This window comes from Methanofastidiosum sp. (genome assembly GCA_035362715.1).
In the GTDB taxonomy this organism is placed as follows: Archaea; Methanobacteriota_B; Thermococci; order Methanofastidiosales; family Methanofastidiosaceae; genus Methanofastidiosum.
Genome location: DAOSDU010000001.1, coordinates 17,537 through 30,592, shown reverse-complemented (window position 1 = coordinate 30,592; position 13,056 = coordinate 17,537). Strand labels below are relative to the sequence as shown.

The window sequence follows — 13,056 nt, the reverse complement described above, 5'->3', positions numbered from 1 at the left end:
TAACATGATTGAAGGAACAATTGATGCTGGAGCATGTGGATTTGTTAATAAAGTCAAGGTAAAAAGAAAAGGGCTAGGATTTAAAGTCGAAATAGTAACTAACTGCAAATTAGTTGAAAAATATGCTGAAGATATAGAAACTTTGGATAAAGACGTAGTTTTCAAAAAGATGCCAATAAATCCTGTCTATCAAAAAGCAGACATACTACATGCAGTATGCCCTGTACCATGTGGGATTTTAAAAGCTTGTGAAGCGGAAGCAGGTTATGCAATAAAGAAGAGTGTAAAAATTGATTTAGAAGAAAAAGAAGAATAAAAATAAAAATTTATTTAGCTTAATCCTATTTTAAAACCGCCTCCACCTGCACCGCCACCTGAGGGCATGAACGGTACAAGCCATTGGGCAAGAGCTTGTGCACATCTTGTTTGTAGCAATACTTTTCCAGTACCAGAAACATTTGCAATAAGACCTTCACCGCTTAGGATTGTAGACTTCCAACCCCCGATCTTTTCGATATTATAAGTAATACCGCTAGAAAATGCTACAAGGTGACCAGTATCGACTTTGAATGATTCCCCCTTTAGCTCTTTTTCTATTATTGATCCATAATTTGAGATAAATAGGTCTCCAACACCATCAGCTTTTAGGAAGAATAAACCCTCTCCAGATACCAATCCTTTTAGTCCTTGGAATTTGGTATCAATAGTTATCTCTGGTGAGCAGCACATATAGGCTCCTCCTTGCAAGAACCATGTATCGCCTTTCATTTTTATATGCGTTATATCCCCTGGATATCCCGGAGCAAAGCTAATAGTCCCTGGGCCGTTGCTTGTGAATGTATTCATAAATAAAGATTCCCCACCAAGAACGCCTCTCTTTAAGGCCCCACCAAGTCCGCCTTTCATTTCAGTTTTTATGCTGACATTAGAGGACATTGTTACCATTGCACCTGCTTCTGCTACTATTGATTGTCCACTACTCATATTAATATTTAAAATACTAAAAACAGGTCTATCTTTAATTTCAAATTTATATCCCTGACCTCCACCTGAAAATCCGGGATTTGCTTGTCCTCCGGCACCTAATTTAGCACCACAACCGGTACAGAATTGACTGCCATCGGGATTCTGCGAACCACAACTTGCACAAAATGTCATTGAAATCACCACTCAATCTGAGTTTCTTTGGATTTAAATAGTTTTTGAAATGTTAATTATATGGGTGATATTTTATTGATATATGCAGATTCTAGCTAAGAAATATAATATTCTATTAATATACCAAGAATAATTTATTTATGATAATTAAGAAAATTCAAAACATTTAAAAAGATTGCAGCATGATTTATTTATAGATTGCCTATGATCAAAGTAAAACTATATGCAGAATATCGGGATATGTTAGGAAAAAACGAGATAGATGTACCATGCGATCAAATGACCTTCAAAGAAATCATTGAATACATTTCAAATAAGTATGACAAAGAATTTGTAAATGCAGCTATCCAGAATGGAAAAATCAATGAATATATGCTTGTAATGGTCGACGATAGAATGCTTACATCAATAGATGACACAGTTAAAAGCGGTGAAACCCTAAAAATACTTGCTACAGCGCATGGAGGGTAAGATATTATTTTTTGCCTTATTATAGTAAAATAAGGGATAATCAAGGATTAGGAATTGTTATATATTATTTTAGTGCTCTGTTATCGAATTAGAGCTCTAATTAAGCTTATTTTTTTCGTCTGTGAAACAATTATACCCGAAACTTTAAAATATATATCAAAGTATTGAAGTTCGATAAAGATGAAAGTATGGATTGACATATCAAATACGCCACACGTAAACTTCTTTAAAGGCATTATAAAGAATTTTGAATCAAGAGGTCATGAAACTTTTGTCACTTCTAGAGACTTTGATGGACTTTCAGCTTTATTAGATTTACACGGAATAAAGCACACCGTAGTAGGTAGACATGGTGGTTTCTGTAAAAAATCAAAGCTAATTGAAAGTTCAAAAAGAATTCTTGAACTTTCCGAGTTAATTAGCAGTGAAGACATTGATTTGGCCCTATACAAGCATTCAGTTGAAGGTGCCAGAGTATCGTATGGACTTGGGATCCCATCAATCTGTATACTAGATAATGAAACTGCAACTGTCCAAAACAAACTCATGCTGCCTTTATCCTCAAAAGTAATTGCCCCAGATGCAATAGCTCTCGAAGAAATAACGAGATACGGGGTTCATGAAAGTCAAGTAATCCGTTTTAATGGTTTTTGTGAAATTGCAAATGTTAATGATTTTAAATATGATGATTCTTTTATTTCTCAGTTGGGCCTTTCTGAGGACAAATTTACAATTGTCATGAGGCCAGAGCCTGTGAAGGCAAATTACTACAATGGGAACAAAGACAAAACTATAATTAAGGCAATACTTGAAAAAACAAAATGCCTAAAGGATTATCAGTTTGTAGTATTCCCAAGATTTGAAGAACAGAAATCTGTTTTTAACTATGATAACGTAATTGTTCCAGAAGAGCCTGTCGATGCTCTTAGCCTTATGAGTTATTCTGACCTTGTCATAAGTGCAGGAGGGAGCATGAACAGGGAAGCAGTTGCCCTTAATACGCCAGCTCTAACTACATACCCAGAAAAACTCTTGGCAGTTACAAAGAAGATGATAGAGCAAGGACTTAAAATTCATCTTTTGGATCCAGAGAAGATAACTAAATTTATAGAGAAGGATGACAATTTAGACGTTTATCACGATAACAATAAGAAGATACTCTCAAAACTTGAAAATCCAGTAGATGTTATTTCAAGAGAAATTAAAACTCTTGGCATCTAATGATTTGAGTTTGAATCTTTTCTGATATTTCCCCTGTAATAGGATGCAAATATTCCTACAAATGATAAACCTGCAAATATGCTAAACGCAATTTTTACTGCTGATAAAAAAACATAATAATATTCGGGCGTTATTTCAACCCTCCCTATTATCAAAGCAAACACGACCATTGCAACGGCCATGCTCATCATTTGCCCAATTAGTCTCATTGTTCCGACCATAGCAGAAGCTATTCCATAAAATTTTTTCTCAACGGAACTCATTATGGAGTTCATATTGGGAGACGAGAAAAGCGCATAGCCAAACCCCACCAGTATCGAATTTAATACAATAAATAATATGCTTGTATCTTGTTCTAGAAATGAAAATATCAATAATCCTAAGAAAGTAATACTCATCCCGGTAGTTGCAATTATTCTAGGCTCAATTCTATCTGAGAGCTTGCCAGCAGAAGGGGAAAAAATAGCCATAACTAAAGGCTGAGAAAGTAGGATTAATCCTGCTTTTTGCGGCCCAAGGTCTTTAACATATTGCAAATACAAACTCAACAGGAAAGTGATTCCAAAAGTTGCACTGTAATGTATCAGGGCAGCTAAATTAGAAAATGTGAAGCCCCTATTGTTTCTAAAAATTCTCACGTTTAGCATCGGGCTATCGAATTTAACTTCCCAGTAGACAAATATTAAGATTAATGCAATTCCAAATAAAATGAAACCAGCGCCTTTAACTGAAGGAAGGAGGGAAAATCCATAGATTGCCATACTAAAGCTCAAAGCATATATTATCGTACCGACATAATCCATTTTTTCATTTTTTGCTTCCGCCCATTCCCCCTTGATTAAAATAGTTATGAAAGCACTAACTATCCCCATTAAGACACTTGCGATGAATATGCTTCTCCATCCAAAGTTTTCAGTTAGGATTCCTCCGATAAAAGGCCCCATTGAGAGCCCCAAATAAACAGCAGCCACAGTGTATCCTATCGCCTTACCCCTCTCTTGGATGGGGAAGGCAGAAGTAACTATAGCAACACTTGTGCTGAAGACCATCCCAATCCCTATACCTTTTAGAACTCTTGAAAAGATTAATATAGTGATAGAATTAGACATGGCAGAAATTAAAGATGCAATTGTAAATATTATAATTCCATAGGTGAATATTTTCTTTCTACCATATAGGTCTGCCAATCTCCCAGAAGGGAGAAGTGAAATTGCAGCTGCAAGCAAATAAGATGTTGAAATCCAGCTTAATATTACTGCATCGATATTGAATTCACTTCCAATTCTTGGGAGAGCAATATTAATTGAAGAGCCCATAAACGCCGTTAAGAAAGAAGCTAAGGATGCAACAATTAGAATATACATCTTATTGTGGTCTTTTTCCATCAAATTCCTCTGTAAATTATATATTTCCGTATTAGTCGATTACAATTTAAATTTATCTAAATAAGAAATGTTTTGTATAGCACAAGAGAGGTAAATAATAATCCGCCGAGAGTTGTATTGATGTATGGAAGATACCAGTACAATTTTTCTACCTTTAGCTCCTTTCTGAGGAGCAATAATAATGGAAATATTGGGTATATCAAGACGAGGTAACTTAAGGGATTAAAATCTGCTGAAACTAGCACTATTCCGGATAAAATACCCCAGAAAATGAGGCATAACAGTAGGGATAACCTTTTTCCAATAAAGACCGGAGTTGTCGTGATCTCGGCCTCTTTATCATACTGAATATCTGGTATCGCAGAAAATATATGCATTGCGGCTATATGGAAAAAAGCTCCTAACAAAAATATTAATGGAGGTAATGTTTTACTAATCATGTAATAGCTAAAGATTCCAGGCATTACGTATAGATAGTTTGAAGAGAAATCAAGGAATGGAACCTGCTTAAATCTTAGGGGTTTTGCACTATAGAAATAGGATAAAAACAAAAATATCAAGAAAATAAGCCGCTCTATATTGTCCTGAAATACCATTAAAATTAAGCTTATTATCCCGACAAAATATAATGTTCTAAGTAGGCTTTTTCTTTCTTTGTCTTCTACCCTATATTCTTTTTCTTCTTTCTTAGGATTGTTTTTGTCAGTTTCTTTGTCCCAGTAATCATTAACTCCATAAATGAAGATATTTGCTAGAAGAAAAAAATATACTAAATATACATAATAATCGAGTTTGAAAAAATCAAAAATACTGTTAAATCCAAGGGCGTAGCCTACAACGTAAGTTCCGCCAGTATATATCCAGAATCTAAATCTTGAAATTTTATAAATTAATTTCAATGGATTTGTCAAAATTATCGCCCCTATTCGGAGAGATAATTAATGGTTAATCTTAGGTCTTTGATCTGGTCGCTTTCTCTTAAAAGAATTGAATTGTAAGCTATAGTTGATACTATTCTTGGAACTGAGGGTTTTATTTTTTTCTTATAGACAATAAAAGGATCTTTGCTTATTGTTCTGCCTGTCCAGTTGTACATGTCAGATGCAGTTTTTATCGGTATTAAGTATCTCTTTGGAATATATGGGAATCCCTCTTCAGCCTTCTTTTGCCAATCGAAGTAAGTATCTAATTGTTTTTGGATAAATCCCTTGAATTGATCGGGTCTTGCTTTTGTGTCCTTTAACTCCAAGCTTGGCAGTCTGAATTCTTCTAGATCTTCCTGTGAGAAATAAATTCTTCCCAATAGCAAATCTTCAGATATGTCCCTTATGAAATTGATAAATTGCATTGCCCTACCTAAGTGCCTTGCGGCAGTGAAAGAATATTCGTGTAAATCCAGGATTCTTGCCATAAATAGACCTATGACTTCAGAAGACCCATGAAGATAAACTTTAAGTTCGTCTAGATTATTATAGGTAGATCTAGTGATATCCATTTCCATAGATTCCAAGAAAGCATCCGCCCATTTTGATTCAAAGTTCTTTCTTCTTGAAACTTCAACAAAAGAGTCAATAACTATGTCTCCAGTAATGTCTCCTTTTTGAGCTTCGTGATATCTATCTTTGAATTCATAAAATTCTTCTGTTTGTTGAGGTATAGAATCTACTAAATCATCGGCCTTTCTCACAAAACTGTACAATTTAAATACATCTTCTTTGGCCCTTTCTGGGAAGAATATAGTACTATAAAAATACGTTTTACTACCGCCTTTGAATATCGAATAAAGTGTTTTATCTACCATAATCCTTCACATTATTTATATTCTTTAATTATCTCATCTGCCACTATTTGTGATGATATCAAGGTCATTGGGACTCCTATCCCTGGGTGTGTATAATGCCCAGTGTAGTACAGGTTTTTTACTTTCTTGCTTTTGTGAGAGGGTCTGAATAATGCTGTTTGCATCATTGTGTGGGATAAGCCTAGAGCGGTACCTTTGTATGCATTGTATCTCTCTTTGAAATCCGTCAGTGCAAATATTTTCTTAACAACAATGTGGTCTCTGATATTCTGACCTATTGTATTCTCAAGATTATCCATTATTTTGTTGTAGAATTGCTCTCTCATTTCTGGAGTATCCTTTAAGCCAGGCGCAAGAGGAACCAAGATAAACAGGGTATCTTTTCCTTTTGGAGCTGCAGTTGAATCTGTTTTAGAGGGCACATTTACGTAGTAAGAAGGATTTTCAGGCCATGCTGCTTTCTTAGGATCAAATAGTGTATCAAAACCTTTTGACCAGTCTTTATCTAAGAAAAGTGTATGGTGGGAAAGTTCATCAAATTTCTTATCTACTCCAACATAAGCAACTAGTGCAGATGGTGCCATGACTCTTTTATCCCAGTATTGTTCTGAATAAGTATTGTAATTTTTATCAATTAAATCAAGTTCTGCATGGACATAATCTGCATTTACAATTACTAAATCGGCATTGTAAGAGTTCTTATTAGTTATAACTCGTGTAGCCTTTTTGTCTTCAATTTCTATCTTTACAACTGGCTCATCAAAATGAAACTTTACACCATATGACATTGCAAGCCTGTAAACTGAATCTGCTACTTTCCTCATACCTCCATCTGGGTACCAAACTCCAAGAGTAAGGTCAATGTGGGACATGATGTGGTAGAAAGAAGGCGTATTATGCGGGGAGCTACCAAGAAATCCTATTGAGTATTCAACTATTTTTTTCGCTTCATCGCTCTCAAAGTGTTTACTCACAAATTTATCAAGATTATCAAGAAGATTAAGTTTAATTCCCTGGGCCATTAATTTTCGATCCATGAAATCAAATATGGTACGATAATCTCTGTACATTAGTTCCTTTATCGAGACATCATACATCTTTCCTGCAGATTCTAAATATTTTTGTAATTTTTTGCCACCGTCTTTTTCAAAGGTATCAAACAAAGCAAAATTCTTTTTCAGATCAGCTGAGATATCGATTACTTTCTCCCCTCCAAAGTAGATTCTATAAGAGGGGTCTAGTTTTTTAAGTTCGAAGAAATCTTCTGGTTTCTTATCAAACTGGGCGTAGAAATTTTCAAATACATCTGGCATAAGATACCAGGAAGGGCCCATATCAAAATTAAATTTCTTTTCACTGTAAACACTTGCCCTTCCACCAGGATGGTCATTTTTTTCTAGAACTGTCACATCAAATCCATTTTTTGCTAGCAATGCGGCCGCAGAAAGACCGCCAAAACCGGTACCAACGATTATTACTCTCATAGTATCCCCGTTATAAATAATTCTTATACTATTTATTCCTATCTTATTAATTAACTCATTCCTATTTATTAAAAGAATATCTATTATTAAATAAAAAATATTATTATATAAGCCTATTTTTTATAGATATGTTATTTTTTTTGAATAGTAATTAAACTTGAGAAACTTGTTTAGTAACAATAATAATATTAACTAAACTTTAACGAATTACATCTTACCATTTTTATTAAATATATATAATAATGGTATAATTTAAATATTCAAATGTGCCATTATATATTAAAGAGGTTTTCAAATGGAACTAAAATTCGAACATGTCAAAGGCGAAAAGAAAGGGGATGTAAAGCTATATGCACTTAGCACCTGTGGCTGGTGTGGTAAAACAAAAGAGTTGTTAATGCAAATGGGTGTTGACTTTAATTTTATCTATGTTGACCTATTGGATGGAGATGCCAAACAATACGCTATCGATGAAGTAAAAAAATTTAACAAGAACTGCTCCTTTCCAACTATAGTAATTAACAACGATAAAACTATTGTTGGATTCAAAGAGGCAGAAATAAAGGAGGCCCTATCTTAATGTACGAAGATATGCCTGAAGACAGGATCAACAAGTTTTACGAAAAACTAAAGAAAGACACCGAAGCTGGTGGCTATCACCTAAATCCAAATATCGATTTCACAAAAAAACTTGTCAGAGGGCTCATAGTAAACGAGGATAGATACGGTTACCAAGCATGTCCCTGCAGAATCTCTAGTGGGATAAAGCAGGAAGACCTAGATATAATATGTCCGTGCGATTACAGAGACCCAGACCTGGATGAGCATGGCACATGTTACTGTGCGCTTTATGTTTCGCAGGAAATTATGGATGGTAAGAAAGATATAAGTTCCATTCCTGAAAGAAGACCTCCAGAAGAAGAAAGAAAAAAACAAAAAGAAAGTAAGCTAGAAAATATTAGTTCTTTGAAGTATCCTGTTTGGCGATGCAAAGTGTGCGGCTACCTATGCGCAAGAGAAGGGCCACCTGAAATATGCCCTATATGCAAAGCAAAAAAGGATAGATTTGAAAGATTCTTATAATCTATTCTTTTGATTTTAAAAGATAATAGCCAACGTATAGGAGTATCCCATTTAGGATAATCGAATATATCATCATCCCAAGTACATATAGTCTAAGTGTTCCAACAAAACTAAGTATACTTTCTTTTACAGTATCATATTCTGATAGAGATGATTTTATTTCTGAAAAACTACTTTTTGCAGATTCAAGATTTAATTTTAGATCTTCTAGGTTTGATACGATGCCTTCAAATCTATCTATATCTTCATTTAATCCAGAAACTAAGCCACCAAGGCCTATAGAATTTAAAGTGGTGACAAAGGATCTCATGTTGGCCAATTTTTGCATGTATTCTATTGTATCAATATCCTTTAGATATAGATTGAACTCATCTAGATTTTCGTCAAAATTATCGGCAAGATTTTTGATAAGGTCTATTTTATCAAAAAGCGGCAAAAAGTTCTCGTAGGTATTGTTAATTTTTATCAATGTAAAGGAAGATATTGAAATAGTAAATATTAGGCCGATTATTGAAATTACAATTAGTATTTTTCCAAACATTTCTTTATCCATCTATACACCTCAATACATCATTTATGCCGGCATCTGTTTTAACAGAGACTGGTGAAAAATGGGTCGGTGATGCATCAAATCCTAGTTCTTTTAACTTTTTAATCATTTCCTCTGTCTTTGGTATTTTTGTCTTATAGATATGGGAAATCTCATGGATATCATAGAATAGTGGTATATCGATTTCACTTTCAACTACCCTCAATAGTTCTAGCGGTTTATCTTGAAGAAATTCTGAGGACTCGTATTCTTTTACACACTCACTAACAAATCTAGTGTCTTTTATGTTTGAGATCCATAAGGGATGGGAAAACGATACCTTTTCTCCGCAGTTTGGGCAAATGGGATTGAAAGTATCTGTAGCTGCTCTAAACCCACATTTACAGTTCAGTGCAAATCCTAGGTTATCTAGCGTTTTATTAGTTCTTTCTTTCCCATATTTCACTTCAAAATATGCCCTGATAAAATGCTCTTTCGTATAGGATAATAATGGCCTTACAGCTAGATTGTATTTTGCTGCATTTCTGGCAACTTTTCCTATGAGGATTCTGACGGCTAGTTCATGCGTGAAGCTGCATTTTAGGGGCTTTGAATCATATTTTCTTTTGCATGATGATACGTGGGCACCTGTCAGTGCCGAGGTATCTGTTGCAGTCAAGAATAGATAAGAATCATTTTTTAAGACTCTGAAAGCACCGTCTAGAAATCTCACAGGCGAGCCAAAAGGGTCGATATCAACAACTTCATACTTCCCGTAAACATGGTTGAAGTCAGATTTTGTAACTGTAGCTGTGAGAGAATTAAAGTTAAGATTTTTTTCAATAAGCCTTACAGCCGCGGGGTTGTGATCATTGAAATAGACATCAACACCTGATTCTAAGATATATCTGATGCCTCTTATGCCGGAGCCTGAAAGCCCGTCAAGAACTTTTCCAGACTCTTTTAGTTTTATGGCCTTCATCACCGATACTGATATATCTCTTGAAAAAGCCATTTTAGGATTATAAAAAACAGGAGTCTTTGCAGTGACCTTTTCAAATTTTGGGACTTCTATTTTTGCCCTACCCTCGGTGAATTCGCATAACTCCATTAATTATAAATTAATATAGTTTCATTTATAAACTTTAATCAGTTTTTTGATTTATGAATTTTAATACGGTGCCTGTGAGAATAAGTTTGGAATATATTGAGAAATAGTATTAATAAATCCGAACTTTTAAAAATACAAATGAAAAGCTATTGATACCATGCCTCTAGAATCAAATAATAATGGGAAAAGATGCAAAAGAATTGGTATTGTTTGTTGTGAAGTATTTGAAGATGAACTTCTATTTGTTATAAAAGAGCATCCAGAAATAGGCAAGATAATTATTGTAAATACAGAATCCTCAAAGTATTTTGAGGATATTATACGAAGTAATTTTCCTTATGAAAAAATAAAAATAGCTAGGGAATTATTTGCTCCACGGTATCTCAAAAGAGAAGAAGAACTAGAAATCATAGTATATATTTTGCCGCTATTTCTTCATTATAGCCCAAGAGAACTAAAAGAAGAAGTCTTGAATGCCTGCATAGAGCTACAGAAACATTCAGACTACCTTTTGATTTATTACGGATTATGCGGCAATTCATTGAACAATCTAGAGGGTATGTTGAGAGATAATCATGTTAAATTACCTTTTGGCATTCTAAAGGATGAAAATAAAGAAATAGTTGATGACTGCGTATGCGCTCTTTTAGGAAGTAAAGCAAATTATATGGAGATACTAACTAAAGAGCCAGGTACATTTTTTTTAACTCCGGGATATGCTAGCCATTGGGGCCTTTTTAGTAAAAAAAAGATTGAGACTATAGGTGAAAATCGTCTGAAAGAAATTGGAGATCAATTGGGAATTGAAAATTTTGATGCTGCAGAGATGACAAAATATTTACTAAGGGAAGCAGATTACAAGCAGATTGTTGCATTAGAATATGTTTGTTCTAATTGTACAGCATATAAAAATAAATGCGAGACAATATCATCCGAGATTGATCTAGATCTTTCTTATAGAAAAGGCACTATTAGATTATTGCACGATACTCTTGAAAAAGCCATTTTAGGATTATAAAATACAGGAGTCTTTGCAGTGACCTTTTCAAATTTTGGGACTTCTATTTTTGCCCTGCCCTCTGTGAATTCGCATAACTCCATTAATTATAACTTAATATAGTTTCATTTATAAACTTTAATCAGTTTTTTGATTTATGAATTTTAATACGGCGCCCGTGAAAATAAGTGAAATATCACCTGACATGGAGGGCCAAACTGTTTCAGTAGAGGGGAAGATTACTGACATCTATAAGACAAGCGGACCTCTAGTCTTTAGGATATTTGACGGCAGTGAAATAAGGGCAGTTGTCTTTAATCCAATCGAAGATTTCTATTCATTAAAGCTCGGGGATTTTATCAGATTCTATGGAACACTATCAGTTAGAAGAGAAAACGTTGAGCTTCAGATAAGTAGATTTGAAAGGCTAAATGAAGAGGAATTGACTATAGTTAAGCAGAGTATTGAATCTATGTTTTTGGATAAGATCAAGCGGGACGCCCCAGACTTTCTTGTAAATTCTGAAGTCTATAAAAAAATGGAAGACGAGTTCTTGCTTGCAATGTCTTCTATAAAGAAAGCAGTTTTACAGGAAAGAATGATTATCATAAGGCATCACAATGATTGTGACGGCATCACAGCTGGAGTTTCTTTAGAGAAGGCAATTAGCTCATATGCTGACAAGGAAAAAAAGAAGGATTGCAGGATATTTAGAAAGCCATGTGCAGCACCTTACTATGACCTTGAAGATGCTTTGAAAGATATTGACCTTTACTTTTCTTTCTCTAAGAAAAAACCACTTCTTATTATTGCAGACAACGGCAGCACTGATAGCGATTTACAGGGTATTCTTAGGGCCAAAGTATATGATTTTGAGATTGGAGTAATAGACCACCACCCACCTACAAAAAAAGACAATGGCGAGTATCTTATTGACGAGTATGTTTCATTTCATATAAATCCACACATCTATTCTGGTGATTCAAATCTATGTACCGGGATGTTAGCTCATGAATTATCAAGGATGATCGATGCTGAGGTAGATAGTTACGCCATACACTTGCCAGCGCTTGCTGGAATTGGGGATAAATCAAAAGGCAGTGAAATGGATCAGTATCTTGAGATCTCTCCTTTCAAGAGAGATGAGCTTGAAAAGATTAAATTGGCACTGGACCACGAATCCTATTATCTAAGAAGATTTAGCATAAATAACTATATTGATGACATAATAATGCTCGGGGATAAAGAGCGAGGAAATAAGCTTATCAGTTATGTTTTTGAAGAAATAGAAAAAAAGAGAAGCTCACAGTGGAATTTGATAAAACAGCATCTTGATATCAAAAATCTTGCCGATAATTTTGATCTTATTACAATTGATCTAGAAAAATTTATCTTTAGGGGGGAGTTTCCTTCTCCCGGTAGAACACTCGGGTTTATCCACAATAAATATATCTGGGATAATGAAATCAATGAAGATGAAAGAGCTATAATTAGTCTAGGTATAGCAGAAGATTATATTGTATTTCGGGCAACAAATAAGGCAAAAGCAATTGGATTTGATCTTAACGATATAATAAAACAGTTGAAAGATCAATACTTAGAGGAAGTCCAAGGTGGCGGGCATCCTGGAGCAGGCACTATTAGATTTGTTCCGTTCTTGAAAGATGAAGTTAAAAGAACAAGTTTGGAGCATATTGAGAAGATTGTGGGGAAGAATTAATTTAATAATTTTAGAATAATTATTAACTTTCGGCATGACTAAATTTGGATTTATTATTACTTTTCTAGCGATTATATCGTATTTCGTTCATTAAAA

General features: G+C 34.4%; 14 protein-coding genes. 7 read left to right on the top strand and 7 right to left on the bottom strand.

Annotated elements, in window-relative coordinates:
- Nucleotides 1–4: 4 nt before the first annotated feature.
- Nucleotides 5–316 carry a hypothetical protein gene (locus PLI06_00155; GenBank protein HOI76010.1) on the top strand — a complete coding sequence of 104 codons (312 nt, stop codon included), beginning with the start codon at nt 5–7 and terminating at the stop codon, nt 314–316.
- Nucleotides 317–330: 14 nt separating this feature from the next.
- Here the strand turns inward: PLI06_00155 and PLI06_00150 are convergent, their stop codons facing one another.
- A complete protein-coding gene (locus PLI06_00150; GenBank protein HOI76009.1) occupies nt 331–1,158 on the bottom strand; it encodes a TIGR00266 family protein in 828 nt (275 codons plus the stop codon).
- A 204-nt stretch (nt 1,159–1,362) separates the two neighbouring features.
- Between PLI06_00150 and PLI06_00145 the strand changes: the two genes are divergently transcribed.
- Nucleotides 1,363–1,629: a MoaD/ThiS family protein gene (locus PLI06_00145; GenBank protein ID HOI76008.1), complete on the top strand. Its 267-nt coding sequence runs from the start codon at nt 1,363–1,365 to the stop codon at nt 1,627–1,629.
- 180 nt (nt 1,630–1,809) lie between these two features.
- Nucleotides 1,810–2,850 (top strand): DUF354 domain-containing protein, encoded by a 1,041-nt coding sequence (locus PLI06_00140; protein HOI76007.1) that lies wholly within the window; start codon nt 1,810–1,812, stop codon nt 2,848–2,850.
- On the opposite strand, the gene PLI06_00135 is transcribed toward PLI06_00140, so the two are convergent.
- From PLI06_00135 to crtI, 4 genes are read right to left on the bottom strand one after another with little or no spacing between them, the layout of a single operon-like run.
- Nucleotides 2,847–4,235 (bottom strand): MFS transporter, encoded by a 1,389-nt coding sequence (locus tag PLI06_00135; protein ID HOI76006.1) that lies wholly within the window; start codon nt 4,233–4,235, stop codon nt 2,847–2,849. The two genes, PLI06_00140 and PLI06_00135, sit on opposite strands and share 4 nt — an antisense overlap.
- A gap of 56 nt (nt 4,236–4,291) precedes the next feature.
- Nucleotides 4,292–5,146: a prenyltransferase gene (locus PLI06_00130; GenBank protein HOI76005.1), complete on the bottom strand. Its 855-nt coding sequence runs from the start codon at nt 5,144–5,146 to the stop codon at nt 4,292–4,294.
- An 11-nt stretch (nt 5,147–5,157) separates the two neighbouring features.
- Entirely contained in the window at nt 5,158–6,036 is an 879-nt protein-coding gene (locus tag PLI06_00125) for a phytoene/squalene synthase family protein (GenBank protein HOI76004.1), read from the bottom strand.
- An 11-nt stretch (nt 6,037–6,047) separates the two neighbouring features.
- Nucleotides 6,048–7,520 (bottom strand): phytoene desaturase family protein, encoded by a 1,473-nt coding sequence (gene crtI, locus PLI06_00120; protein ID HOI76003.1) that lies wholly within the window; start codon nt 7,518–7,520, stop codon nt 6,048–6,050.
- 295 nt (nt 7,521–7,815) lie between these two features.
- Between crtI and PLI06_00115 the strand changes: the two genes are divergently transcribed.
- On the top strand, nt 7,816–8,100 hold the full coding sequence (locus PLI06_00115) for a glutaredoxin family protein (GenBank protein ID HOI76002.1): 285 nt from the start codon (nt 7,816–7,818) through the stop codon (nt 8,098–8,100).
- Nucleotides 8,100–8,603, top strand: a complete 504-nt coding sequence (locus tag PLI06_00110; protein ID HOI76001.1) for a ferredoxin-thioredoxin reductase catalytic domain-containing protein — start codon at nt 8,100–8,102, stop codon at nt 8,601–8,603. The genes PLI06_00115 and PLI06_00110 overlap by 1 nt, the downstream gene beginning before the upstream one ends.
- A gap of 1 nt (nt 8,604) precedes the next feature.
- Here PLI06_00110 and PLI06_00105 read toward each other — a convergent pair whose 3' ends face one another.
- Both PLI06_00105 and PLI06_00100 read right to left on the bottom strand, forming a co-directional pair.
- Nucleotides 8,605–9,156, bottom strand: a complete 552-nt coding sequence (locus PLI06_00105; protein HOI76000.1) for a hypothetical protein — start codon at nt 9,154–9,156, stop codon at nt 8,605–8,607.
- On the bottom strand, nt 9,149–10,243 hold the full coding sequence (locus PLI06_00100; protein ID HOI75999.1) for a tRNA (guanine(10)-N(2))-dimethyltransferase: 1,095 nt from the start codon (nt 10,241–10,243) through the stop codon (nt 9,149–9,151). Before PLI06_00100 ends, PLI06_00105 begins: the two co-directional genes overlap by 8 nt.
- 157 nt (nt 10,244–10,400) lie before the next feature.
- Between PLI06_00100 and PLI06_00095 the strand changes: the two genes are divergently transcribed.
- A complete protein-coding gene (locus PLI06_00095; protein ID HOI75998.1) occupies nt 10,401–11,261 on the top strand; it encodes a DUF1638 domain-containing protein in 861 nt (286 codons plus the stop codon).
- A gap of 136 nt (nt 11,262–11,397) precedes the next feature.
- Entirely contained in the window at nt 11,398–12,960 is a 1,563-nt protein-coding gene (locus tag PLI06_00090) for a hypothetical protein (protein HOI75997.1), read from the top strand.
- Nucleotides 12,961–13,056: the final 96 nt, after the last annotated feature.

What these genes read in the sequence shown, in the direction of transcription:
- crtI (HOI76003.1), bottom strand. Translation starts at nt 7,520, where the DNA reads ATGAGAGTAATAATCGTTGGTACCGGTTTTGGCGGTCTTTCTGCGGCC.
- PLI06_00090 (HOI75997.1), top strand. Translation starts at nt 11,398, where the DNA reads ATGAATTTTAATACGGCGCCCGTGAAAATAAGTGAAATATCACCTGAC.
- PLI06_00095 (HOI75998.1), top strand. Translation starts at nt 10,401, where the DNA reads ATGCCTCTAGAATCAAATAATAATGGGAAAAGATGCAAAAGAATTGGT.
- PLI06_00105 (HOI76000.1), bottom strand. Translation starts at nt 9,156, where the DNA reads ATGGATAAAGAAATGTTTGGAAAAATACTAATTGTAATTTCAATAATC.
- PLI06_00145 (HOI76008.1), top strand. Translation starts at nt 1,363, where the DNA reads ATGATCAAAGTAAAACTATATGCAGAATATCGGGATATGTTAGGAAAA.
- PLI06_00110 (HOI76001.1), top strand. Translation starts at nt 8,100, where the DNA reads ATGTACGAAGATATGCCTGAAGACAGGATCAACAAGTTTTACGAAAAA.
- PLI06_00135 (HOI76006.1), bottom strand. Translation starts at nt 4,235, where the DNA reads ATGGAAAAAGACCACAATAAGATGTATATTCTAATTGTTGCATCCTTA.
- PLI06_00150 (HOI76009.1), bottom strand. Translation starts at nt 1,158, where the DNA reads ATGACATTTTGTGCAAGTTGTGGTTCGCAGAATCCCGATGGCAGTCAA.
- PLI06_00115 (HOI76002.1), top strand. Translation starts at nt 7,816, where the DNA reads ATGGAACTAAAATTCGAACATGTCAAAGGCGAAAAGAAAGGGGATGTA.
- PLI06_00155 (HOI76010.1), top strand. Translation starts at nt 5, where the DNA reads ATGATTGAAGGAACAATTGATGCTGGAGCATGTGGATTTGTTAATAAA.
- PLI06_00140 (HOI76007.1), top strand. Translation starts at nt 1,810, where the DNA reads ATGAAAGTATGGATTGACATATCAAATACGCCACACGTAAACTTCTTT.
- PLI06_00100 (HOI75999.1), bottom strand. Translation starts at nt 10,243, where the DNA reads ATGGAGTTATGCGAATTCACCGAGGGTAGGGCAAAAATAGAAGTCCCA.
- PLI06_00125 (HOI76004.1), bottom strand. Translation starts at nt 6,036, where the DNA reads ATGGTAGATAAAACACTTTATTCGATATTCAAAGGCGGTAGTAAAACG.